Annotated in this window: 19 protein-coding genes and 2 pseudogenes; all 21 read left to right on the top strand. The window is 44.9% G+C overall.

What is annotated here, in order from left to right; all coding sequences use genetic code 11:
- Window positions 1-4 precede the first annotated feature (4 nt).
- The 21 genes and pseudogenes from ACTNDQ_RS06050 to ACTNDQ_RS05950 all read left to right on the top strand — a co-directional run bounded on the left by ACTNDQ_RS06050 (window position 5) and on the right by ACTNDQ_RS05950 (window position 25,801).
- Entirely contained in the window at window positions 5-922 is a 918-nt protein-coding gene (locus ACTNDQ_RS06050) for a LysR family transcriptional regulator (protein WP_441064148.1), read from the top strand.
- 416 nt (window positions 923-1,338) lie between these two features.
- Window positions 1,339-2,331, top strand: coding sequence for an ABC transporter permease (locus tag ACTNDQ_RS06045; protein ID WP_320810550.1), 993 nt, complete (start codon window positions 1,339-1,341; stop codon window positions 2,329-2,331).
- A complete protein-coding gene (locus ACTNDQ_RS06040) occupies window positions 2,325-3,242 on the top strand; it encodes an ABC transporter permease (protein ID WP_441064145.1) in 918 nt (305 codons plus the stop codon). Before ACTNDQ_RS06045 ends, ACTNDQ_RS06040 begins: the two co-directional genes overlap by 7 nt.
- Window positions 3,243-3,336: 94 nt before the next feature.
- Entirely contained in the window at window positions 3,337-4,923 is a 1,587-nt protein-coding gene (locus ACTNDQ_RS06035) for an ABC transporter substrate-binding protein (protein ID WP_441064143.1), read from the top strand.
- A gap of 25 nt (window positions 4,924-4,948) precedes the next feature.
- Window positions 4,949-6,898 (top strand): dipeptide ABC transporter ATP-binding protein, encoded by a 1,950-nt coding sequence (locus ACTNDQ_RS06030; RefSeq protein WP_441064142.1) that lies wholly within the window; start codon window positions 4,949-4,951, stop codon window positions 6,896-6,898.
- A 132-nt stretch (window positions 6,899-7,030) separates the two neighbouring features.
- Window positions 7,031-7,975, top strand: a complete 945-nt coding sequence (gene nikB, locus ACTNDQ_RS06025) for a nickel ABC transporter permease (protein WP_178016229.1) — start codon at window positions 7,031-7,033, stop codon at window positions 7,973-7,975.
- Window positions 7,972-8,841, top strand: coding sequence for a nickel transporter permease (gene nikC, locus ACTNDQ_RS06020; RefSeq protein WP_320810685.1), 870 nt, complete (start codon window positions 7,972-7,974; stop codon window positions 8,839-8,841). Before nikB ends, nikC begins: the two co-directional genes overlap by 4 nt.
- Window positions 8,842-8,887: 46 nt before the next feature.
- Window positions 8,888-10,444 (top strand): ABC transporter substrate-binding protein, encoded by a 1,557-nt coding sequence (locus ACTNDQ_RS06015; protein ID WP_441064139.1) that lies wholly within the window; start codon window positions 8,888-8,890, stop codon window positions 10,442-10,444.
- A gap of 1 nt (window position 10,445) precedes the next feature.
- On the top strand, window positions 10,446-11,249 hold the full coding sequence (locus ACTNDQ_RS06010) for an ABC transporter ATP-binding protein (protein ID WP_195656185.1): 804 nt from the start codon (window positions 10,446-10,448) through the stop codon (window positions 11,247-11,249).
- Window positions 11,249-12,013 carry an ABC transporter ATP-binding protein gene (locus tag ACTNDQ_RS06005; RefSeq protein ID WP_118368487.1) on the top strand — a complete coding sequence of 255 codons (765 nt, stop codon included), beginning with the start codon at window positions 11,249-11,251 and terminating at the stop codon, window positions 12,011-12,013. The genes ACTNDQ_RS06010 and ACTNDQ_RS06005 overlap by 1 nt, the downstream gene beginning before the upstream one ends.
- A gap of 158 nt (window positions 12,014-12,171) precedes the next feature.
- Entirely contained in the window at window positions 12,172-12,666 is a 495-nt protein-coding gene (locus ACTNDQ_RS06000) for a GNAT family N-acetyltransferase (protein WP_320810682.1), read from the top strand.
- A gap of 84 nt (window positions 12,667-12,750) precedes the next feature.
- Window positions 12,751-14,091 carry an MBL fold metallo-hydrolase gene (locus ACTNDQ_RS05995; protein ID WP_320810681.1) on the top strand — a complete coding sequence of 447 codons (1,341 nt, stop codon included), beginning with the start codon at window positions 12,751-12,753 and terminating at the stop codon, window positions 14,089-14,091.
- 189 nt (window positions 14,092-14,280) lie between these two features.
- Window positions 14,281-15,468: pseudogene (locus ACTNDQ_RS05990) on the top strand (endonuclease Q family protein); the annotation flags it as partial.
- Window positions 15,469-15,657: 189 nt separating this feature from the next.
- Window positions 15,658-16,125 carry a metallophosphoesterase family protein gene (locus tag ACTNDQ_RS05985; RefSeq protein WP_022427149.1) on the top strand — a complete coding sequence of 156 codons (468 nt, stop codon included), beginning with the start codon at window positions 15,658-15,660 and terminating at the stop codon, window positions 16,123-16,125.
- Between the two features lie 272 nt (window positions 16,126-16,397).
- Window positions 16,398-16,760: a CidA/LrgA family protein gene (locus ACTNDQ_RS05980; protein WP_015525571.1), complete on the top strand. Its 363-nt coding sequence runs from the start codon at window positions 16,398-16,400 to the stop codon at window positions 16,758-16,760.
- Window positions 16,757-17,449: an LrgB family protein gene (locus ACTNDQ_RS05975; protein WP_288787278.1), complete on the top strand. Its 693-nt coding sequence runs from the start codon at window positions 16,757-16,759 to the stop codon at window positions 17,447-17,449. The genes ACTNDQ_RS05980 and ACTNDQ_RS05975 overlap by 4 nt, the downstream gene beginning before the upstream one ends.
- Window positions 17,450-17,730: 281 nt before the next feature.
- The gene (locus tag ACTNDQ_RS05970) at window positions 17,731-22,380 is read left to right on the top strand and encodes a leucine-rich repeat protein (RefSeq protein ID WP_288787276.1); all 4,650 of its coding nucleotides are present in this window, start codon (window positions 17,731-17,733) and stop codon (window positions 22,378-22,380) included.
- A gap of 241 nt (window positions 22,381-22,621) precedes the next feature.
- The gene (locus ACTNDQ_RS05965; RefSeq protein WP_059086214.1) at window positions 22,622-22,876 is read left to right on the top strand and encodes a hypothetical protein; all 255 of its coding nucleotides are present in this window, start codon (window positions 22,622-22,624) and stop codon (window positions 22,874-22,876) included.
- Between the two features lie 61 nt (window positions 22,877-22,937).
- A pseudogene (locus tag ACTNDQ_RS05960) lies at window positions 22,938-23,528 on the top strand (IS607 family transposase); the annotation flags it as partial.
- Window positions 23,476-24,639 (top strand): RNA-guided endonuclease InsQ/TnpB family protein, encoded by a 1,164-nt coding sequence (locus tag ACTNDQ_RS05955; RefSeq protein WP_441064133.1) that lies wholly within the window; start codon window positions 23,476-23,478, stop codon window positions 24,637-24,639. The pseudogene ACTNDQ_RS05960 and the gene ACTNDQ_RS05955, both read left to right, overlap by 53 nt.
- 175 nt (window positions 24,640-24,814) lie before the next feature.
- On the top strand, window positions 24,815-25,801 hold the full coding sequence (locus tag ACTNDQ_RS05950; RefSeq protein ID WP_441064131.1) for a helix-turn-helix transcriptional regulator: 987 nt from the start codon (window positions 24,815-24,817) through the stop codon (window positions 25,799-25,801).
- The last annotated feature ends 178 nt before the right edge of the window (window positions 25,802-25,979 follow it).

Below are 25,979 nucleotides of genomic sequence, written 5' to 3'. Positions count from 1 at the left end.
GATCATGCTGAATATAAAACAGATACAATATTTTGCGGCCTGTGCCAAAACAGGCTCCTTCAGCCAGGCTGCAGAACTGCTTTTTACCACGCAGTCAAATGTAAGCAAGGTGATCCGTTCCATGGAAGACGATATGCGTACCCAGCTGTTTGTCCGTCATGCAAAGGGCATAGAGCTGACACCGGAAGGAGAGCGTGCATATATCCATGTGCAGAGGATCCTGGAAAATATAGATGAACTGGAAATGCAGGCACAGCCACTTGCAAAAAGCAGTCTGTGTGTATGCTTCCATCCCAGCTCCTGGTTTGCGGATACCTTCGTAATGTATTATGAAGCACATAAGTGCGATGATCTTCATTATCAGGTTTACGCAGCAGATACCCATGAGATCATAAAAAGAGTGAAATCCAGACAGGATGATATGGGATTCGCCTATGTGATGCAGAATCAGCTGGCGGCGTTCCAGTATTTTCTTTCCCGGAATTACCTGGAATTTGAGCTGCTGACGGAAACCGAGGTAAATATTTATACAGGGAAAGGGAAAGCAGATACAGCAGATGAGGGAGATTTTAATATGCCCCAGCTCAGGCTGATCCAGAGATTTCCCGATGAATTTTCCCCGGATAATTACCGGAACCTTGTAGAGGAAAACGGTCATTCCGCAGTGGAGGCAGAGACCGTAGTCGTAACAAACAGTGATTATATCGTGGAACGTCTTCTTGGGTCCGGAGAGTTGTGTAATATCAGTGGTGCGGATCTTTCCGGCCGTGATCCGGGATATTCTTCCGTGAAATATACATTTCCGGGAGAAGGCCAGAAACTTGTTTACGGGTGCATCTGCCGGAGAGGTGAAGAGCTCAGTGAACAGGGAAAGGATTTTCTGGGATTCGTGAAGGAAAGACTTCAGATTTCCGGGAAGTGATAAAAGAATAAAGCAAAAGACCAGACGGGATTTTTCTGCACGGGACACAGGTTCCTGATACAGAAAAGTCCCGTTTTTTATATGGAATACACATCCATGCTAAAACCGACTGTCCAATATCCCCGTACCGGGGTTGTCCGAAAGCTGTTAAATGATAAAATAATATCAGCAGCACACTCCGCGTGCTGAATATAAAAACACTGTGATGCACATAACCTCCGCGCACTCCTATTTGTGCATACAAATGTTTTGTCGAATAATAACACGACCCTTTCAAAAGCAGTTATGATTTTGGATGCCATAACTGCTTTTGAAATATGAACACAAATCGCTCCACGATTTGTGTTCATGAGCATGCAGCAGAGCGGAATGCGAATGTCTGTCTGAACTGTAAAGGGCAGTGGGAAAGGAAAATTATGAACAAAGAAAATAAACTCGTCATCCGGATCCTGAAGCGGATCCTTCTGCTTGCTGTGGTTATGTTTCTGCTGTCTGTGGTGGTGTTCTGGCTGGCGAGACTGGCACCGGGAGATCCCCTGCAGTCCTTTTACGGAGATTCCCTGGAAATGATGACCAGCGAGGAAGTGGCTGCGGCCAGAACGAGACTGGGACTGGATCAGGGGATCGGGGTACAGTATGTAAGGTGGTTTACCAATGTAGTCCATGGTGATTTCGGATTGTCGCTGAAATACAGGCAGCCGGTTATGAATGTGATCAAACCGCTGATCGGAAATACTCTGGTGCTGGGAGGAATTGCTTATATTGTGATCTTTATACTGGCAGTTCTGATCGCCATATTCTGTACGCTCCATGAGGATCAGTGGATCGACCGGCTGATCTGCAAGATCGGAACAGCAGCCTATTATGTGCCGGCTTTCTGGCTTGGTGTGGTACTGATCCTGATCTTCAGTGTAAATCTTGGATGGTTCCCAAGCAGCGGTGCCTATGATGTGGGAATGGCAGACAGTATCGGCAATCGTATGAAGCATATGATCCTTCCGCTGGTAGTAATGATCTTCAGCCATCTCTGGTATTACGCATATATGATACGTAACAAATTCCTGGATGAGGTGCGGAAGGATTATGTACTTCTTGCCAGATCCAAGGGACTTTCCAAAAGCAAGATCCTGTGGAAGCATTGTCTTCGAAATGTAATGCCGACGATCGTGAGTATCATGGCAGTTTCGGTACCCCATGTAACTGGTGGGACTGTAACTGTGGAAGCTGTTTTCAATTATGCGGGAATTGGAAATCTTGCAGTGGAATCTGCAAAATATCATGATTATAACCTGCTGATGATCGATGTGCTGATCACGGGATTTATCGTATTTTTAAGCAGCTTTGTTGCACAGACTGTCAATGAAGAGATCGATCCAAGAATGAAGGATTCAGAGGTGAGGGTATGGTAGCTGACCGGAAGCTTTCAGAAGCTGAGATTTTTCAGGTAGTTGGTGCCGGGTGGAAGCAGCATGAATCTGAAAAACGGAAAAAAACATTTCAGGAAAAGCTGAAGGGGAAACCGGTATTTTCCATGTTCCTGCTTTTTCTGATCGTTTTGGGCTGTGTATTTGCAAATGTTGTTGCAAATCATGATCCCTCAGGTTTTTATCTCCAGAATCTGAATACACCGCCGGGAAAGGAATTTATCTTTGGAACGGATTCGCTTGGAAGAGATATTTATTCACTGATCTGGTATGGCGGACGGGTTTCTCTGGTGATCGGGCTTCTGGGAGCTGCGATCATTACTGTGATCGGTGTTACTTACGGATGCATCAGCGGAACAGCAGGTCCAAAGGTGGATTCAGTTCTGATGCGGTTTACGGAAATATGCGGAAGTATTCCGACCCTTCTGCTGATCCTGATCCTGTCTGCGGTCCTTCAGGCCAATGATGTGATCAGCATATCTGTGATCATCGGTATTACCGGGTGGTTTGCACTGGCACGTATTGTAAGAAGTGAAGTGCGGCAGATAAGAAACAGTGATTATGTGATGTATGCAAGACTCTGCGGAGGAAGTTTTGGATATGTGATGTATCACCATCTGATACCGAATTTTGTTTCGGCGATTATGTTTGTGGTGATCTCTTCGATAAGCAGCTGTATTACCATGGAATCTACATTAAGTTTTCTTGGCCTCGGGCTTCCGGCAAATGTAGTCTCCTGGGGAAGTATGCTCTCACTGGCAAATAAAGCACTGATCATGAATACCTGGTGGGTGATCGTGATCCCGGGAGTTTTTCTGGTTATTACTTTAATGTGCATTACCAGTATGGGAAGCTTTGTGAGAAGTGAGGTAAATAATCATTACAGCAATCTCTGATGCAGTCAGAAAAAATATTTGGACGCAAACTGTGATAAAACATTCCAAGGTGTAGATAACCGGTTTGAAAATAAGGAAAGATGAGGAAAACAGAATGAAAAAGAGAACAGGAATCAATCATGGCAGAAAATATGCGGCGATAACATTGGCAGCAGTGACCGCAGCATGTACAGGAGCAATTGCAGGCAGTGTGGTAACCGTAGCTGCGGCAGAAGAAAACAAAACTCTGGTATATGCAGGTGAGTCAGAAAGTACGATCAATCCCCTTCTGAATAACCATGATGAACTTCCGGATCTTATTTTTTCAGGACTGCTGAAATATGATGCCAATGGAAAGCCGGTAGAGGATCTTGCAGAGAGCTATACCTTTGACAAGGATACCAATACCTATACTTTTAAGCTTCGAGAGGGTGTTAAGTGGCATGATGGAGAAGATTTTAATGCAGAGGATGTTGTATACACCTATAAGGAGCTTACAGAGGATGAAACCCTGGGAGTCAGTATCACCAGCAATTACCAAGACATCACAGGTATTGAGGCACCGGATGATCAGACTGTGATCTTTACACTGGATCAGTATGATGCTGCCATGCTGGATTACTTTACCATGGGAATCCTTCCTGAGCATCTTCTGGAAGGAGAGGACGTGAATACTACATCCTTTAACCAGAATCCGGTGGGAACAGGCCGTTATAAATTTGAAGACTGGGATGCTACCGGCGGAATGATCACACTGAAACGAAATGAAGATTATTACGGAAAGGTTCCGAATATTGAAACCGTTGTATACCGTACAGTATCGGATGAGACTACAAAGGCAACCATGCTCCAGTCCGGCGAGGCGGATCTTGCATGGCTGAATTCCAACTATGCTTCTCAGTTCAAGGATAAGGACGGATATAATTACTGGGAGTTCACCACAGCAGATTACCGTGGAGCTGCCATGGATATGAGCACAGATTTCTGGAAGGAAAACGGAGATTCCATCGGCGTTCTCAATTATGCGCTGGATAAGGATTCAATTATTGCAGGTGTTCTTGCAGGACAGGGAGAGCCGGCATACAGCCCGATCCAGAGAAACCCTCTCGGAACAGATAAGGAAGCCAATATCTACTCCTATGATCTGGATACCTTTGCAAAGAAGATGGAAGAGCTGGGATGGAAAAAAGGTGATGATGGGACCTATGAGAGAAACGGACAGAAATTCCACTTTACCATCCAGGTACGTGATTACGAAGAAGAGCGTGTGGATATTGCCAATGTTATGTCAGATATGCTGAAACAGGCTGGCGTGGAGATGGAAGTAAAACTGGTGACAAAATTTGACTGGGATGCAGGATATAATGGATTCCTTGCAGGCTATTCAACACAGTTTGATCCAGATATGGCATATGTAAATTTTGTGACAGATGCAAGTGGAAACAATATGCATTATTCCAATGCAGATGTGGATAAATATCTTGAGGAAGGCCGTCACGGTGAGACTGAGGAAGCCAGAAAAGAAGCATATAGTGAATTCGAAAAGGCATATGCCAAGGCACCTGGAATCCTTCTGGTTGCTTATCTTCAGGGAGATTATGTAGGCGTTTCCGGACTTGACGGACTGGATACCACACGTGTTCTGGGACATCATTCCGTAGGTGTTATGTGGAATATTGAAGACTGGACCATTACAAAATAAGGAAAAGATCATGCAGGAAACCGTTTTGGAATTAAAAAACTATTCGGTAAGCTTTGACACACCGGACGGCGAGGTACAGGCCGTCCGGAATGTTGATCTCACGGTAAAAAAAGGAGAGATACTTTGTATCGTAGGTGAGTCCGGATGTGGAAAAACCGTTATGTGCCGTAGCGTGATGAAGCTTCTGCCACCGAATGCACATGTAAAAAGCGGAGAGATCAGTCTCTGCGGAGAGAATATCACAGCCTATAAAAGAAAAAAAATGGAAAAGCTGTGCGGAAGTAAGGTAAGCATGGTGTTCCAGGATCCTATGCTGACGCTGAATCCGACGATCCCTGTTGGCAAACAGATCACAGAGGCTATTATCAAAAATCAGAAAGTATCCAGGGATGAGGCGAAAAAAAGAGCTGTGGAAATGCTGAAGCTGGTAGGGATTCCGGATGCAGAACAGCGCTATGGCCTGCAGCCTCATTTTTTTTCCGGAGGAATGCGTCAGCGTTGTGTGCTGGCTATTGCACTGGCCTGTGATCCGGAAATATTATTTGCCGATGAGGCGACTACAGCACTGGATGCAACCGTGGAAGCAAAGATTCTGGATCTGCTTCTTGAGCTGAGAGAAAAAACAGGGATCAGTATTGTGTTCATATCTCATGATCTGGGAGCTGTTGCAAGGATCGCAGACAGAGTTGCAGTTATGTATGCAGGAAAGATCATTGAGATCGGGACAGCGGAAGAGGTTTATTATGATCCCCGGCATCCTTATACCTGGGGACTTCTGTCTTCACTGCCTGTATTTGCAGGTGAAAAAGGGGAGCTGAATCCGATCCCCGGAATGCCGCCCTCTCTTTTGAATCCTCCGCCGGGAGATGCATTTGCCGTTCGAAATCCCCAGGCGCTGGCAATCGATTATGAACAGACTCCTCCGATGTTTAAAGTCAGTGATACGCATTATGCAGCCACATGGCTTCTGGATGAAAGAGCTCCGAAAATAGAAAAGCCCGCCATTTTGAAGGACAGATTACAGGAAAACAACGGCCGTAAACAGAAACCGGATAAAAAGGAAGCGTCATTTTTACAGAAAACAGAACAGAAACAGGCGCCTGTACTGATCGAAGCCAGAAATCTGAAGCAGCATTTCCGTATCCGTTCCGATTATACGATCCATGCAGTGGATGATGCTTCCTTCCGTATCCGGGAAGGTGAGATCATGGCACTGGTGGGAGAAACCGGCTGCGGAAAATCCACAACAGCCAGAACGCTTGCAGGAATCTACCGGCCTACAGGCGGGGAGATCCTTTATCAGGGAGAAAGAGTGCCGGATAAAAAGGATCCTTTCGGAATGCGGAAGAAAATGCAGACTGAGATCCAGATGATCTTTCAGGATTCAGGCGCTGCACTGAATCCCCGAATGAGCATACGGCAGATCATGCTGGAGCCTGTAAAGATCAGCCGCAGGATCCGTGACAGAGAAATGCTGGAGAACAGGCTTCGGGAAATCCTGAAGGAAACAGGACTGGATGAAAGCATTCTGTCGAAAAAACCGGGAGAGCTTTCCGGCGGGCAGAGACAGAGAGTTGCCATAGGAAGAAGCCTTCTCATGGAACCACGTCTTATCATTGCAGATGAACCAATCGCATCGTTGGACATTTCTATCCAGGCACAGATCGTCATGCTTTTTAAAAAGCTTCAGCAGGAAAAAAGATTTTCTTTTCTTTTTATTGCCCATGATCTGTCCATGGTACGTTTTTTAAGTGATACAACCGGTGTGATGAAAAACGGAAAGCTGGTAGAAATGGCACCTACAAAAGAGCTTTTTGAAAATCCGCAGCATCCTTATACACAGTCCCTGCTTTCTGCAATCCATATCCCGGATCCGCTGGAAGAGAGAAAACGAAAGCTGATCGAGTATGAAGAGCCACAGTCTCTTGGAGAGGGCTGGAAAGAATTATCCGCATGTCACTGTGTGAGAATATAAGAACATAATGGAATACATGTGCATGACAAAATGGAATATGTAAAATCCCCCCGCCGGGGTTGCGGCAGAACAGCCGTATTGTTAAACTTTTGTTATTCGAAATACTGAGAAACAAAGTGCGGAGAGGAAAATATGGGAAAATATATAATAAAACGGTTGCTGCAGCTGATCCCGGTCCTGATCGGGATCACCTTTCTTTCTTTTGCCATGATGCGTCTTGCCGGCGGAGATGCAGTAACTTATATGTATGAAAATGCAGGCTCTGCAGTATCCCAGGAGGTCATTGATAATGCAAAGGCAGAATATGGCCTTGATAAACCATTCCTTGTACAATATGCTGCCTGGTTTGCGGGAATGGCAACCGGAGATATGGGAGAGAGCTATGTGTCTCACAGAGATGTCTATGAAACCTTTATTTCAAAGCTTCCGGCAACGATGATGCTGACTCTGTCATCGATCCTTCTTACGATTGTTCTTGCGATCCCGTTGGGAATCCTGTCAGCAGTAAAGCACAACAAATGGGTAGACTATCTGATAAGATTTTTAAGCTTTATCGGCAATTCCATGCCGAATTTTTTTGCTGCCATGGTCCTGATGTATTTTCTGTCCATCAGGCTGGGCGTTTTACCGGTAGTCACAAATACAGATCTCGGACAGAGTATTATTCTGCCGACACTGACACTGGCAATCTCCATGGCTGCAAAATATACCAGACAGGTGCGTGCCACGGTTCTGGAAGAACTGAATAAGGATTATGTGACCGGAGCCCGGGCAAGAGGGATCCGCAGTCGTGTGATCATCTGGAAGAGTGTAATGAAGGCTTCCATGCTGACGATCATCACACTGCTGGCTCTGTCCATCGGCAATCTTCTGGGAGGAACTGCCATTGTGGAAAATATCTTTATGTGGGATGGTGTCGGAAAACTGGCGGTAGATGCGATCACCATGCGTGACTATCCGATCATCCAGGCTTATGTGGCATGGATGGCGGTTATTTATGTTCTGGTAAATCTGGTGACAGATATTATTTACCACTATCTGGATCCGAGAGTACGACTTGGAGGTGACAGAGCATGAGTGGAAAAAATAATATCACAGTCCGGAAGCAGAAGATCCGGAAAAATCATACAAAAGCAAAGCTTGTCTTTTTTCTTGTGCTTACAGCATTGCTTCTGTTTGTAGCGGCATTTGCAAAATATCTCTGCCCTTATGATCCTTATGTCCAGGATCTGGCACTTGCCCAGAAACCGCCGGGACCGGAGCATCTGCTCGGGACAGACCGTTATGGAAGAGATATGCTTTCCCGTGTGATCATAGGAAGTACGACCAGTATTTATGCAACGCTGCTCCTGGTTGCGGTGATCACTGTGGTGGGAACGGCTATTGGTATTTTCTGTGGCTGGAAGGGTGGCAAAGCCGATACCGTTCTGATGCGTATATCCGATCTGTTCCTGGCTTTTCCGGGACTGGTATTTGCCCTGGCAGTAGCAGGTGTTCTGGGAGGCGGTATCCAGAATGCGATCATTGCCCTGGCAGTGATCAGCTGGCCGAAGTTTGCAAGACTTGCCAGAGGGCTTACTCTGACTCAGAAGGACTCCGCATATCTTATGGCGGCGAAGCTTTCCGGAAACAGTACAGGAAAGCTTCTGTTCAAACATATCCTTCCCAATATCGCAGGCCCCATCCTTGTTACCTCAGTTCTTGATATCGGAACCATGATGATGGAGCTGGCAGGACTTTCCTTTCTCGGGCTTGGGGTAAAGCCTCCAATGGCAGAATGGGGAAGTATGATCAACGATGGAAGAAGTATGCTGCAGATTTCACCGTGGATGGTACTTGCGCCGGGACTGGCGATTTTTGTTACAGTAATGATCTTTAATCTTCTGGGAGATACGATCCGTGATTATATGGATCCGAAGGAACGAAACAGGAGAAGAGGATAACAGGTACTTATAAATAAGCATAACACAGAAAGTGAGAGCGGAGATTATGAAGAAAAAGATTCTGGCAGCAGTGCTTGCAGCGGCAATGGTCATGAGCATGACAGGAGTTTCGGCAGCAGCAAAAAGCAAAGAAAAGAGTGAAGGAACTACCTTTGTTTACGGAACCACTGGATACAGTGAAGAAATGGGAGATGCAGGATTAAACCCTCACGACAATTATTCCGGATGGAGCTGTCTTCGTTATGGCGTGGGAGAAACACTGTTTAAGTACAATGACAACATGGAGATAGAGCCATGGCTTGCTACAGACTATGAATTTACAGACGATAATACAGTAAAGATCACCCTTCGTGACGGTGTGAAATTTTCCAGCGGAAGGACCATGGACGGAGAAGCGGTAAAGGAATGCCTGGATGATCTGATCGCAAACCATGACCGTGCACCTTACGATATGAAGATCGATAAGATCGAAGCAGATGGAATGACAGTAACGATCCATACTTCCGAACCATGTCCGGCACTGATCAATTACCTCGGTGATCCGTATGGTGCTATCATTGATATGGATTATGGCGTACAGGGAGAGGGCGGCTCTGCAAATGTGGCAGGAACAGGCCCTTATGTTGCAACAGAGGTATCTCCAACAGAGATTAAGCTGGTAAAAAATGAGGATTACTGGGGCGGAGATGTAAAGGTAGACAACGTTATCGTAAAATCCTTCTCAGACGGAAGTGCCCTGACAGCAGCATTACAGACAGGCGATATACAGGGAACCTATGGACTTCAGTATGATAACTATGCGCTTTTTGACGGAAATCCGGACTATCAGATCAGCTCTGTAGCAACAAGCCGATGCTTCTTCGGACAGTTTAATATGAAGTCTGAACTGATGCAGGATCAGAATGTGAGAAAAGCCATTGAGATGGGAATCGATAAGGACGGCTTCTGCAGTGTGATCATGGAGGGACGAGGTGTTCCGGCAGTGGGAGCCTTCCCAAGCAGCTTTTCCTATGGAAACGATGCAGTAAAGGCACCGTCCTATGATACGGAAGAGGCGAAAAAGCTTCTGGAAGAATCCGGATGGACAGATACGGATGGAGATGGCTATGCAGATAAGGACGGAAAGAAGCTGTCCATCACATGGCTGACCTATCTAACCCGTCTGGAACAGCCTAAGCTTGCAGAATATGCACAGTCCACTTTAAAGGACATCGGAATTGAGGTCGATGTCAACAATACAGCAGACCATGCGACGTATGCAAAGAATGGAGAATTTGATGTATATGTGAGCTCGCTTACAACTGCACCTACCGGCGATCCGGAATATTTCTTCACAAGTACAGTTGTATCTGATGCTGCCAAAAATTATGGCAAATACAGCAATTCAGATCTTGATGATATCGTAGCGAAGCTGCATGAGACCTTTGATACAGATGAGAGAGGAAAGCTTGCTGTGGAAGCACAGCAGACCATTCTGGATGATGATGCGTATTTCTTTGTTTCTCATTTGAATATGGGACTTGTGTCAAAGTCAAATGTATCAGGGCTGACTGCTCACCCATGTGATTATTACGAGATCACGGCAGATCTGGAAGTGAAATAAGATGGGATCATTGTTGAAGCTTGAGCATGTGACGATCTGTTACAACGGAGAACCGGTTGTACATGATGTGGATCTGGAACTGAATAAAGGGGAGATCCTGGGGGTGGTAGGCGAATCCGGAAGCGGAAAAAGTACCATCATCAAGGCAATCATGGGACTTCTGGGAAATGAAGGCATGGTGACAGAAGGGGATATCTGGTACAAGGGAAAAAATGTGGTGGATATGCCGGAAAAAGAATTACGCAGACTTCTGGGTCCTGAGATCGCCATGGTCTTTCAGGATTCAGGAGCAGCCCTTTGTCCCATCCGCACCGTGGGCGATCAGATTTATGAGAGTATGCGGGAGCATGAAAGGATCAGTCGTAAAGAGTGTGCGGAGCGCGCCGTCCGGATGATGGCTAAGATTGGCCTCAAGGATGGGGAACGTGTTTTGCAAAGCTACCCATTTGAATTGTCCGGCGGTATGAATCAGCGTGTGGGAATCTGTATTTCCATGCTGCAGAATCCGTCGCTTCTTCTGGCAGATGAGCCTACCAGTGCCCTGGATGTAACCATACAGAAACAGGTAGTTGAGGAAATGCTGCTGATGCGTAAGGAATACGGAACAGCCATGATCGTTGTCACACACAACATCGGTGTGGTGGAAAAAATGGCAGATAAGGTTCTGGTACTGAAAAACGGAAAGGTGAGGGAATACGGAAAAACAGCTCAGGTTCTGACAGCTCCGGAGGATCCCTATACAAAAGAGCTTATGAGTTCGGTACCTCGTCTGAAACGTACAGGTACCGGAAATGGAGGCAGATGATGACAGAAAATAAAAACATTCTGGAAGTGCATCATTTGAAAAAAAGCTTCACCACCGGTAAAAAATCCTTCACGGCTGTAGAAGACATAAGCTTTTCTCTGAAAACGGGGGAAGTATTAGGAATCGTAGGTGAATCCGGCTCAGGAAAAAGCACTGTGGCGAAGATGATCACACATCTGACAGAACCCACCGCCGGAGAAATTTTTCTCATGGAAAAGGATATCACACATGCAAGGGGAAAAAATCTCCGGGAAATCTACCGGGAAATGCAGATGATTTTTCAGACACCGGCAGAATCCTTTGACCCCAGATGCACTCTTGGGGACGGAATCGGGGAAAGTCTCCGGAATATGGGGATAAGTAAGAAGGAAACCAGGAACCGTGTGGAAAAGCTTCTGCTTACCTGCGGACTGACTCCGGAATATGCAGATCGGTATCCCCATCAGGTCAGCGGAGGGGAGTGCCAGAGAGCGGCTATTGCCAGAGCCCTGGCTGTGGAACCCAGAGTGCTGATCTGTGATGAAGCAACCAGCGCCCTGGATGTGACTGTGCAGAAACAGATCATGGAGCTGCTTCAGAAGTTAAAAAAAGAAAACCAGCTGTCCTTTCTTTTTATCTGCCATGACCTGGCCCTTGTCCAGCTGTTCTGCGACCGGGTGATCGTGATGCATGACGGACATGTGGAAGAGGAAGGGACACCGGAAGAGATCATTGAGCATCCGAAGACAGAGTATACGGAGCAGCTGATCCGGTCGGTGCTGTGATAATGACAGATAAAAACAAAAGAACGAAGCCTTCAGTAGTGCGAATACTGAGGGCTTTTTTGCAGGTTACACGTTGACGCATTTTCCCTCACCCGATATAATTAAAAAAGAATCGAAACCGGATGAAAACGGAATAAATATAGAGGAGATCACAAAAAATGGCAGAAAATTTACAGATCAGACTGGCAGATCCCGGTGAGGCGGATCGTCTGGCAGAGATCGAGGCAATCTGTTTTCCACCTGCGGAGGCAGCAAGTCATGATGAAGTTGTGAAACGTATGGGAGCATTCCCGGAGAATTTCGTTGTAGCAGTAAAGGATGAGCAGATCGTAGGCTTTATCAACGGAGGAACCACAGATAAACCAGTACTCCCGGATGAATTTTATCATGATATCACTCTTCACAGAAAGGACGGGGAGATCCAGACGGTATTCGGACTGAATGTGATCCCGGAATACCGTCATCAGGGGATCGCCGGAGAGCTTGTGGAATATTTCAAGGAGCTTGCGAAAGAGCGCGGAAAAAAAGCTCTGATCCTTACCTGCAAGGAGCATATGATCCCATTCTATGAAAGCCACGGACTGAAGAAGCTGGGTGTGGCAGATTCTTGTCATGGCGGAGCAACCTGGTATGATATGCAGATCTGGTTCTGAGAAATGAAGACAGTAACAGAAGAAAAAAGAAGAGTCAGCTGCAGAAACGAAGGTCAGCTGAATAAGAAACCAGAGGAAAAATAAATGAGAATACGAATGTACAATGTAGGGTTCGGGGATTGCTTCTGTATCCGTGACAGAAAAAGCAGCCTGCTTGTGGATTTCGGGGCAGCCAACAGCAAGATCGAAGGGCGGCCACGGAGAGAGGTCTTTGATGTGATCATCTCAGACCTTACCACTATCCGCAAAAAAAATCTGCTTCTGACACATTTTCATCCGGACCATGTTTCCGGATTGCTTTATATGATGCGTTACCGAAGAGATGCCTACGAATTTGAAAAGATCTATCTTCCGGATGTATTTTCCGGTCCGGAAATGAAATACACACTGGCGCTTCTGCTCCTTGCGGATGTGACAAAAAAGGCCAGCCTTCCCGGAAGACGTGTCAGCCTTTTTGCCCTTGCAGAAGCTCTTTGCGCCAGAAGGGTAAAAATCGACCTTTTATCCAGAGGATCAGAGTTTGAGGGAAAATATACAGCGCTCTGGCCGGATCTCAGGGAAGTCAGCCGGGAAACGGAGGACGTATTTAATTCCCTGATCGAGAATCATGAAAACGCAATGACCGAGCTTGTGAACATTGCGGAGGAGGTACGTCAGCTGTTTCTGTCCATGACAGAGGAGATGCCGGAAGCAGAGCAGAAATCTGCTCCACTGTCTGAGGCATCTTTGGTGGAAGAGGATACAGAGGAATCCGAGCGCTTTTTGACAGGACAGACAGAACCTGGTGGGGAAAACGAAGGATATACGCAGGAGAAGCTGGAGCTTATAATGGAAGATACAGGCGCAGCAGCTGAGGATACAGCAGAGGCTCCGGAAGAAGCCGAAAAAGAGAGAGCACGTCGCCTCAAACCGGAAAAGCTGGAAAAGAAATTCCGTGAATTACAGGCAACCGGAGAATTTCAGGCACTTCTGGAAAGTGCGGAAAAACAGGGGCATTTTCTGCGTCAGTTCCGCCACAAGATCAGTCTGGCATTTCAGAATACCGGCGACGGAGAGCTGAATCTTCTGTTTACCGGAGATGTACAGCCACAGTACATGAGGATGATCGCAGAAAACTATGATGGGAGGATTCCGCTTCATGAGCATTACTGGTGTATCAAGGTACCACATCATGGTACGGAATCCCATTTCTTTGATTTCAGCAGCTTCTCCCCGGAGAATATGATGATCCCCAACGGAGCCTACTACGACAACAGCAAGAAGAAATCCAAGAATCAGCGCACTTCCATGCAGTACGGCGGTTTATTTTATATTAATGACGCGCATATGTATTGTTCCAACTGTGACTGCTGTGACAGCTATGAGAACGGATGCTCCTGCAGGGAGTATGATGTGATATCACCGGCTTATTATAAAGATATCTGATCATGTTACAGATGGATTTCTGGTGAGTTATATACGATCCGGTCATTCAGGCAGACAAAGAAGACGGTAATTTCTTTGTCTGCGTTTTTGTTAAAAAGACAGGATGTACATGTGGACAGAGGAAAAGATGATACAGGAGGAAAAGTTTTGAAACAGATCGCAGACCTGCATATACATTCCAGATATTCCATGGCAACCAGCAAAGATGGCACGCCGGAGATGCTTGATCTCTGGGCGCGGAAAAAAGGGATCACACTCCTTGGAACCGGAGATATGACACATCCCATCTGGCGGCAGGAGTTGAAGGCGAAGCTGATCCCTGCGGAACAGGGACTGTTCCGGCTGAAAGAGGAATATGTTTTGCCGGAGGCGGCACGCTATCCTGGAAAAGCACCCAGGTTTGTACTGTCCGGTGAGATCAGTTCCATCTATAAAAAAGGAGGAAAAACCAGGAAGGTGCACAGCCTGATCCTGCTTCCGGGATTCGATGAGGCAGATGCTTTTGCCGCAAGGCTGGAAAAGATCGGAAATATCCATTCAGACGGACGTCCTATTTTGGGGTTGCCCTGCCATGATCTTCTGGAAATAATGCTGGAGGTCAGTGAGGAGGGTATCTATATCCCCGCGCATATCTGGACCCCACATTTTTCCCTGTTTGGAGCGAAGTCCGGATTTGACACCATAGAAGAATGCTTTGAAGAACTGACACCTTACATCCATGCCCTGGAGACAGGACTTTCTTCAGATCCGGCGATGAACTGGCAGATCTCGGCGCTGGATGGCTATCAGCTGGTGTCCCATTCGGATGCACATTCACCGTCGAAGCTGGGAAGGGAAGCGGATCTTCTGGATATAGAGCTTTCCTATCAGGGATTGCGGGATGCAGTGCAGAAAGGAAAGGGGCTTGAAGGGACGATTGAATTTTTTCCGGAAGAAGGAAAATATCATTTTGACGGGCACCGGAAGTGCAGCGTGTGCCTGAGCCCGAAAGAAGCAGAGATGTATAACGGTATCTGCCCGGTCTGCGGAAAGAAGCTGACCATGGGTGTGGATCACCGGATCCTGCAGTTATCTGACCGTGATGAGAGTTCAGCGGCCATGCCGGAAAGCGGCCGTCCTTATGAAAGCCTGATGCCGCTACCTGAGGTGATCTCCGCCTGCATGGGATTTTCCACGGCAAGCAAAAAAGTTCAGGGACAGTACGAGGCGCTGCTTGAAAGACTGGGTGCGGAATTTACCATATTGAGAGAGGTTCCGCCGGAAGATATCCGAAAAGCCGGCGGAGAAGTTCTGACGGAAGGCATCCGGCGACTCCGTGCAGGAGAAGTGGTGCGGAAACCGGGATCTGACGGGGAATATGGAAAAATAGAATTGTTTTAAGCGAATCAGGTAAGTCCTCTGCGGGGGTGCGAATATCGGCTTGATCCAATTAAGAAAATTTCTGAAATGGTGTGAAAAGAAGCAGCTGTTAGATATTTATGTATTGTGAAGAGTATTGCCGGTCATAGCGTGAGCTGCAAAAGGTAAAAGGCGATAATGATAAAGGATTGGAGCAGGATAGAGATCATGAAAGAAAAAATCGGCATCATATCAGACACTCACGGTCTTCTGCGGCCTGAGGTACTGGAAATCTTAAAAGACTGCAAATACATTCTTCATGCCGGAGATGTCAATAAAGATGAGATCCTGGATGTACTGCGTTCCATGGGGAATCTCTATGTGGTCCGTGGAAATAATGATAAAGACTGGGCGGAAAATCTCCGCACCAGTCTAAGCTTTACCATTGGCGGCGTGAAATTTTTTATGGTCCATAACAAAAAAGACGTTGCGTGGGAACTGGGGGACACACAGGTGGTCATCTTCGGGCATACTCACAAATATTTTGAGAAGATGATCGATGGCAGACTGTGGCTGAATCCGGGAAGCTGTGGAAGAAGTCGTTTCGGCGGGGAGGTTACCATGGCGGTGATGACTGTGGAGGATGGAAAATATCAGGTGGAAAAAATCATTTTGGCGGAAAATTCCAGGAAATGATCATAACCCTGTTTATGGATCCTTTTATGCAGATTTGTTTCTGTAGATTACTGGAATACGCTGATGCATAAAAGGATTTTTTGTATTTTATTGGATACAATCCTTGTAATTTTGGATTTGTAGCGTATAATTAAAAAACGTTTAAAACAAAAGTGGTCTTACCACTTTTGGAAAATTCGTTTGAGCGCAGACTGTGAACGCAGCTGCGTTCATGAGTATGCAGTAAAGCAAAATGTGAATATGCGCTTTACATGAATCAGGAGGGATGCAACATGAAGCATGTGCAGCAGTTCAGCATCATCCTGTTGATTTCCGTCATTGGAGAATTACTGAAAACCTTTCTTCCGCTTCCGGTACCGGCCAGTGTCTATGGATTGATCATTATGCTGGTGGCTTTGCTCACAGGTATTCTGAAGCTGGATCAGGTCAAAGGTGCGGCAGATTTTCTGGTTGAGATCATGCCGGTGATGTTTGTGCCGGCTGGTGCGGGACTGATCACAGCCTGGAGTACTCTGAAACCGATCTGTGTACCGGTTCTCATCATGACGTTTATCAGCACGGTGATCGTAATGGTCGTAACAGGAAAAGTAACACAGGGAGTGATCCGTATGGGAAAGAGAGGAACTGAAAAATGATGGAATTCATAAAAAACTCCGCATTTTTCGGAGCAATGATAAGTCTGATCGCCTATGAGATCGGTCTGATCCTGAAAAAGAAGTTTAAAATGGCGATCTTTAATCCGCTTTTGATCTCGATCATCTGTGTTATTGGTGTTCTTTTGATCTTCCATATTGATTATGAGGATTACAATGAAGGTGGAAAATATATCAGCTATCTGCTGACCCCGGCAACAGTCTGTCTGGCAGTGCCCCTTTATGAGCAGATCCATCTGCTGAAAAAAAATCTCAAGGCAGTGGCTGCCGGGATCTTTTCCGGAACGCTGGCCGGGCTTTGCAGCATTCTGCTTATGGCGAAATTGTTTGGCTTTGATCATCAGGAATATGTCACTATGCTTCCGAAGTCTATCACAACCGCCATCGGAATGGGTGTTTCCGAGGAACTTGGCGGTATCGTGACCATCACCGTTGCCGTGATCATCATCACAGGAGTTCTGGGAAATATGATCGCAGAGGTTGTCTACAAGATCGCAAAGATCGAGGAGCCGATCGCAAGAGGTCTTGGACTTGGAACATCTGCCCATGCTATCGGAACAGCCAAAGCCATGGAGCTTGGACCGGTAGAAGGAGCTATGAGCAGCCTTGCCATTGCCGTAGCCGGATTGCTTACGGTTGTAGGAGCGTCTGTGTTTGCGGGAATGATGTAAAAGCAGATATCATAGGATTTCAATTGCCCTTTCAAAGTGTTACATTTTACAAGTCTGTCGTTTACGGCAGGCTTTTTTTGTTGTTCGTTGGTAATATCCCGCGAAGCGTGTTACTGAGAACGAAGTGAACAGCAACGTTTTTTTTTATTGTCATGGGAAAAAGGTGAGAAATAAGTTGCAGTAGTAATGTGATAACATGTATACTGTACCTAAAAGGTTATAAGTGTTTTGCAGAATATATATATAAACACTCATGACAATAAAATAATGGAGGAGTGCATATGAAAAGAAAGATGACAAGTGCATTGTCACTGTTCCTGACCGCGGCAATGCTTGGCACCAGTGTGCCTTCTGTGGTACTGGCAGAAGATTTCAGCCAGCAGCCGGACGTGCAGTGGGACAGCGAAGCGGTGGATGAAACTGCAGATCCGGAAGAGCAGGATCAGACAGAAGAGGGAACCGGTGGTATTTCTGTTTCCGACAACAATTCGGAAAATAGTTCAGAAGACATGGGAACGGGAGCCGGAGATGATTTTACTTCGGATGTAACAGAAGAACCGGCTGCGGAAGAACCGGGACTGGAAGAACCGGAAGATAAGACAGAGGAATCCGGGGAATCATCAGAAGAACAGGATCAGGATCAGAATGGTGCGGCAGATGGGGCTGAAGAGATTTCTGAGGAAACGGAAGAACTTGCGTCACCGGAGGCTGAGGAGCCAGATCAGCTGGAAGAGGAGAAATTATCCGATGATCAGCTGGACGGAGCGGAGGAACTGGTTTCAGCAGGAGAAAGCAGTGCGACGGGGATCGTTGCTTCGGGAAATTGCGGACCGACACATGATATAGGGGGAACAGGAGTTGCAATAAACAAAGACGGTTCCAATATAACGGATACAGCAAAATGGACGCTGGATTCCCAGGGAACATTAACGATATCTGGAAGTGGAGAAACTACAAGCTATATGTGGAGCTATTCCGATGGGCTTGAGCTGAAAGAATTACAGCCATGGGCCGCTTATGATGATCAGATCCGGAAGGTAGTCATAAAAGAAGGAATCACAGAGATTGGAAATTTCAATTTTATGAAATGCAAAAATCTTGAGAGTGTACAGCTTCCAAGTTCTTTGAAAAAAATCTGGGAACGTGCGTTCTGGAAATGCGAATCACTGAAAGAGATAAAGATTCCGGACAGTGTTGAGGTTATTGCAACGCGTGCTTTTGCGTCCTGCGAAAAGTTGAAATCGGTACAGCTTTCCAAAAATCTTACAGGGATTGCGGATGGCTTGTTTTATAATACCGGATTAACGAAAGTTGTTATTCCAGAAGGAATAAAAAGTATAGACGACAGCGCTTTTGGCGTGTGTAAGGAGCTAAAAGAAGTTACCCTGCCGAAAAGTTTGCAGACGATTGGATATCAGACATTTGAATACTGTGACTCGCTGACAGCTGTTACATTACCGGATTCACTGGAAACTCTTGAACAGGAAGCTTTTTATTCCTGTAAAAACCTGAAAACTGTAAAATTTGGAAATAATCTGAAAGAAATCGGAGTATGTGCATTTGAAAACTGCGACTCACTGAATAATATCGTATTGCCGAATTCACTGAAAACGATCAGGGACAGAGCTTTTTTTGGATGTTCGTCACTGACATCTGTTAAATTTGGCGATAACATTACAGAAATAGGTGAGCGAGCTTTGAGCAGCGTCAGGTTCAAGGAACTGATACTTCCAAGGAATCTTAAAGAACTGGGAGAATCGGCATTTAATACATCATCTTGTACAAAGATTGTTGTGTATAAGAATCTTCAGAAAGTAGGAAAATATGCACTGTCACCATTTGGCAGCTGCGCTGTGCATGGAGAAAGTATCAACGGCGTTTATTATCCTGGAACAGTAGATAAAGTGGATTTTTATTATGAAGGCACCAAAGCACAGTGGGAGAAGATTTCAAAAGATACAGAAGTATTTGGCGATTATGATTGTAGTTATTCCTGGCCAAGAGTCCCACATTATCATAGTGATCATTGTATCCGTTTCCACTATGGAACCACAAAATATCAGAGCCAGAGCCACAAGATCACGTTTAACAAAAATGCAAAGAACGCAACTCTGAAAACCACCTCAAAACAGGTAAAGACCAACAGCAAATACGGCACACTGCCAACTCCAACCCGCGGCGGATATTATTTCCTTGGATGGTACACCAAGGCATCCGGCGGCAGTAAGGTAACTGCGTCTAAGGTGTTTAAGCTGACAAAGAACCAGACGCTTTATGCACACTGGACGAAGGCAGATCTTGGCAAAGCAACGGTGACTTTGTCAAGAACCAGCTTTACATGGAATGGAAAGGCACAGATACCGGCTGTAACTGTGAAATTCCAGGGAACAACTCTGAAAAAAGGCACTCATTATACAGTTTCCTGTACAAAAAACAAAGAGCCTGGAACCGCAGTGCTCACGGTCAAGGGAAAAGGTCTTTTTGGAAAAACAAAGAAGACCGTAAAATTTACGATCACAAAAGCCACACAGACCATCAGTGCCGGCGGAATGATCTGCAAACCTTCCCAGAAGGGAAAAACCGTGACACTGAATGCAGCCGTAAAGAACAGTGATGGCACAAAGCTTCACTTTTACAGCAATTCCAAGGCTGTGCAGGTTGTGAATAAGGATAAAAACAAACTGAAACTGGCTGGGGTGGGAGCTGCTGTGATCACCATCAAGGCTGATGAGACGAAGCACTATAAAGCAGCAGTTAAAAAAGTAAATGTGATACAGCAGGGCGCACAGAGCATCCAGCTGAAGCAGCAGAGCTTTTTGAAATATGATAAGACAAAAGGTGTATATGTATTAAGTAAGGAGATTTTCAGTCAGGCACTGCAGATTTCTGTAAAAGGTAATGCGGCTTATTCCTGTTCTGTGGAAAACAGCGCAAAGACTTCCGCATGGCTGGATAAGAATATGCGTCTTACTGCAAGCGGAAATGGCGTGTTTACGTTGAATGTAGCTACAAAAACCAGTGCGAATAAGATATATCCTGCAGCTTCGAAGAAATTTTATATTTTCGTAAAAGGAATGGCAAATTCCGCATCGGCAGAATGGAATTATAAGGTGGAAAGTGACGGCAAGATCACACTTCTGAAATATATCGGAACAGCGACAACAGTAAAGGTTCCGGATACGATCACGCTGGATTCCAGAAAGTTTAATGTAAAAGCCATCGGGAACTCTGCTTTTGCAGGCACGAAAGTGAAGAAGGTTTCCATTTCGGACAAATATATGAAATCTATCGGAAAGAATGCCTTCAAAAACTGCAAATCCCTGCAGGAAGTACGTCTTGGTACAGGTATCACATCCATTGGCGAAGGAGCCTTTTACGGCTGCAGTGCCCTTAAGACAATTGCGTTCCCGGATGGACTTAAGGTGATCGAGGCGGAACTTATGAAAGGCTGCAGCGGGCTTTCCGGAGAGATCTATCTTCCGAAATCGCTGACAACGATCCGTAAGAATGCGTTTGAAGGCTGTACAAAGATCAGTGAGATCATGATCTTTACATTCTTAAGTTCTGTGGAGAGCAACGCATTTAAAAACTGCAACAGTCTGAAGAAAGTTTATTTCTCAGGAGCAAAAGTGAGATGGAATGGTATTAAATTTGCCGCAGGAAATGAGAAAATTACAGGCGCACAGATCATCTGTAATGCGGGTGGCGGCAATACAGCCTATGAGGTTACGGATATCACAACCGAGATGCTTTTACGACAGTATCCGGAATATCTGAAAAATGAAGGATACAGCAAGATCCTGAATGATCTGCAGAATGACTGTTTTTCCATTATGAGCGGACATACAAGCGGAACCTTCAGCGATGAATGGTGGGCTGCCCTGAAATCTGAGATGCAGCAGGGGCATGCAGCACTGATCAAAGCAGTTCTGGAAGACCCGAAATTTACAGAAGAGAAGGTGTACAGAAGCCTGGCACTGGAGCTGGTTGTGGATACTGCCGAGTACTCCATAGATGAGGATCTAAGCGGGGGAATCCAGGATGGGCTTCAGAGAGCGTATAAAGTGCTGAAAAAGTTTAAATCCGGCGGTGATAAGATCTTTAAAGACGGAGATACCATGAAAAAAGCTGCCAAGGAGCTTGGCGGAACCGGATGGATGACAGAGGAAGAAGCCCTGAAGATGCTGCAGTACATGAATGGATATAAGGAGCTTCCGCTGAAACCGGGACAGACAAAACCGGATACAGTGCAGAGATGGGATCATGTGCAGTCTGTTTTTGACGGAGCGGATATTGCCATCGATGCAGTGGATTTCCTGATGACATTTCTGAATGTCCAGGCAGTGGGACAGAAGCTCGTAGATCGTGTGATCAGTCAGCTTCCGTCAGACAGCGGCCTGTATAATGGTGTTGTGCAGCTGAAACAGTATATGAACCAGCCGATGTCCATACTTATGAAGGACTTCCTGGCAGACCAGGTCGAAAAGAATGCAATCTGGCTCTTTGATAAGAAAGCACTCGCCCCGATGTGGGAAAACAGCGTCAATCTTGCGGAAGTTGTGGGAGTGGCAGATAAGATCTGCAAAGCCGTAGCGTTTATGATGGACTGCCCGACGCTGGAAAACTACAATAAGGCATGGTTCTCTTTAAATAATGCGATGGTGCTTCGGTTACAGGTGGACAGACTGAGAGCACAGCTGATCGCGGCAAAGAATGCCGGGACAGAGAATATACAGCTGGAGAACGATTATAAACTGATGATGCAGATATATCTGAGCTGCCTGAAAAAAACAGGTTGCTATGTGGCAAAGACCATGGCAGATCCGTATGTCCTGAATGCGAAATTTGCCCGGTTTGATTCTTCACTTACCTATGAGAATTATATTTTGACCTGTAAGTGGGGACTGGCTGACAGTGGTGTGTTGAAATAAATAGCGGCTGTGGATAAAAAAAGAATGCTGTTTGTCGGAGTGACCGGCAGGCAGCATTCTTTTTTTGTGGATCTTAAAGACGAACATATTTTTGTATAAAATAAACAAATGTTCGGAAAAACCATATTTGTACCGTTTTATTGGACTAAAAATGAGCTATAATGCAAACATACAGAAAATATGTTTGGAAAATATGTTCGATAAATCGTGAGACGAACATAGGACAGGGAGGATGGATCTTATGTGGAATACAGAGAGCAGCAGGAAGGCAGTATTGGCAGAAGGAAGATATGTGGAAGCTGAGAACGGACATTGCGGCAGACAGAAGCTTTCCTCAGGAATGGCAATGGTACTGGGCGCACTTCTTACAATGGAGATCATGCTTGGCGGGGCGATGCTGTTTAATTTTGATTTCCGCGGAGCAGATATCGTTGCTGTTGTATTGTCATTCATGGTATTATATTTTGCAGTGGTAGCATCACTGACAGACAAGTAATGGAACGGAGGTTATTAACAGTAAATATAAATTATAAAATCATATAAGTACATGTTGAAATTGGGATGCCAATGGAAAACTTCATCCGCATCATACTACAGTAAGCGGCTATAGATATTATTCTGACGAGCAACTCAACCAGGTAATAAATGTAAAGCCTAAAAATCGCATTACAATTGGATATTGTCGCGTTTCCAGCCATAAACAGAAAGATGATCTGGAACGACAGATTGATAATGTTAAGACATATCTTCTGGCAAAAGGACAGCCATTTGAGATAATAAGTGATATCGGTTCCGGAATTAATTATAAGAAAAAAGGACTCCAGGAATTAATTAGGCGAATATCTCAAAATCAGGTTGAAAAGGTTATTGTTTTATATAAAGATCGGCTATTGCGATTTGGTTTTGAATTGATAGAATATACCGCTTCGCTTTATAATTGTGAGATTGAGATTATTGATAATACTGAAAAATCCGAACAGCAGGAACTTGTTGAAGATCTGGTTCAGATGATCACAGTATTCAGTTGCAAATTACAAGGAAAACGAGCGAATAAAGCTAAGAAACTTATCCGGGAACTGATACAGGAGGAAGTAGATGGTAAAAGCCATAAAAGCAATGTTGATACCCAACAATGTACAGAAAACTAAGATGTTTCAGTACGCAGGTGCTTCAAGATTTGCTTATAACTGGGCTTTGGCCAGGGAGATAGAAAACTATGAAAAAGGCGGAAAATTCATTTCAGATGCAGAACTCAGAAAAGAATTTACAAAGCTTAGACATTCTGATGAATACGCATGGTTATTGAGTATTTCAAATAATGTAACCAAACAGGCAATCAAAGATGCCTGCACTGCTTATAAGAACTTTTTCAAAGGTTTGCAGAAATTCCCAAGATTCAAGTCAAAAAAGAGATCAATGCCGAAGTTCTATCAGGATAATATTAAGATACAATTCAGTAATACTCATGTTAAGTTTGAAGGATTTTCTTCGAGCAGGAAAAGAAATAAACAAAAACTAAATTGGGTAAGACTTGCAGAGCATGGTCGTATTCCTACAGATGCTAAATACATGAATCCGAGAATATCTTTTGATGGGTTGAACTGGTGGATCAGCGTATGTGTGGAATTTCCTGATTGCATAGAAAAACTTAATAATGATGGAATTGGTATAGATCTAGGAATCAAAGATCTGGCTATTTGCTCTGATGGAGCTAAGTATAAGAATATCAATAAAAGTCAGAAAGTAAAGAAACTAGAAAAACAGAAACGCAGATTACAGTGTAGTATCTCTCGCTCTTACGAGAAAAATAAGAAAGGAGAAAGTTACTGCAAAACAAATAATGTAATCAAAAAGGAAAAACTTTTATTAAAACGAAATCACAGATTAACAAATATCCGTAAGAACTATTTGAATCAGACTACATCTGAAATTGTAAGTCGAAAACCAAGATTTATTTGTATTGAAGATTTGAATGTTAGTGGAATGATGAAAAATAGACATTTATCAAAAGCAGTTCAGAATCAGGGTTTTTTTGAGTTTAGAAAGCAGCTTGAATACAAGTGCAGCGATAAAGGGATTCAGCTTATTGTGGCTGATTGGTTTTATCCATCATCAAAGCTTTACAGTTGCTGTGGAAACATTAAAAAAGACTTGAAATTATCTGACAGAATTTATAAATGTGATTGTGGAAATGTCATTGATAGAGATTTTCAGGCATCTATAAATCTCAAGGCTTATGGAGAAAGAGTTGCAAGCTAACACTAAAACGTTAGTGCAAATATGTACGGGTACGTTAATCCGGAATTTACGCCTATGGAGAGTACAAGAACTTGTGAGTAGATAGATATTTATATCATCAAAAGCATACTCGTTGAAGTAGGAATGAAACATAGAAGTTTATAACTTTTTATAAGTTTTCAGTAACGGTAGGAGGATGCCAAGGGTCTTTAACCAGAAGATTAAAATTTTATATCTGATGCGCATTTTTCTGGAGCAGACGGACGAAGAGCATCCGATGTCCGTGAAGGAGCTGATCGCCTATCTGAATAGTCTGGGGATCAGTGCAGAGCGTAAGACTGTCTATGATGATATTGAAACCCTGCGGAATTTTGGAATGGATATCCTGAACCGTCGGGAGCACCCGGCCGGTTTTTATCTTGCCAGTCGGGAATTTGAGCTTCCGGAGCTGAGACTTCTGGTGGATGCAGTACAGTCCTCCAGATGTATCACCAATGGGAAATCCCGACAGCTGATCAGGAAGCTGGAGAGCCTTGCCAGTGTTTATGAGTCCAGACAGCTGCGGCGACAGGGATTTGCAGAGAACCGTATCCGGACTATAAACGAGAATGTGTATTACAGTATTGATATGATCCAGCGTGCATTAACTGAGGACAGGCAGATTTCTTTTCAATATTGTGAATGGACTGTGGAGAAGAAGCTGCGTCCGGAGAATGAGGGGGAACGATATTCGGTCAGTCCCTGGGGACTTGTATGGCAGAATGAGGAGTATTATCTGATCACTTACGACGAGAAGTGTGGAAGGGTTAAGCAGTATCAGGTAGATAAGCTCCAGCAGATCCGTATAGGGAAGGAGGTGCGACGCGGCAGAGAATTTTTTGAGAATTATGATATAGGGGAGCTGACATCCAGGACCTTCGGGATGTTTGGCGGCAGAGAAGTAACCATATGTCTGGAAGCACATAACCGCTTGGTCGGGGTGGTGCTGGATCGGTTTGGCAGAGATATTATGATACACAGGAAGGATCCTGAACATTTCAAAACACTGGTTCGTGTAAATATCAGTGACCAGTTCTTTGGCTGGATAGCCAGTCTTGGCCCGGATGCGGTGATCGCGTCACCGGATGAGGTTCGCGATAAGTACCGGGAATTTCTTGAGAAAAGTCTTTCTAATTACAAATGATAAATATATGATAAAGAAAATCTGTATATAATAAAGATTCAGGAAAATTCACTCCTGAGTCTGCAGGTTTTCAACAGAAATAATATATAACTCAAACTTCCCACACCAATAAGGTGTGCTGAACCTTGAAAATCCAATATTTCAGCCAATAAAAAAGGCATAAATACAATCCTTTGGT

Source organism: Blautia massiliensis (ex Liu et al. 2021), from assembly GCF_052064225.1.
Lineage (GTDB): Bacteria > Bacillota > Clostridia > Lachnospirales > Lachnospiraceae > Blautia_A > Blautia_A fusiformis.
The sequence above is the reverse complement of the archived record's forward strand: the minus strand, read 5'-3'. Positions and strand labels throughout refer to the sequence as shown.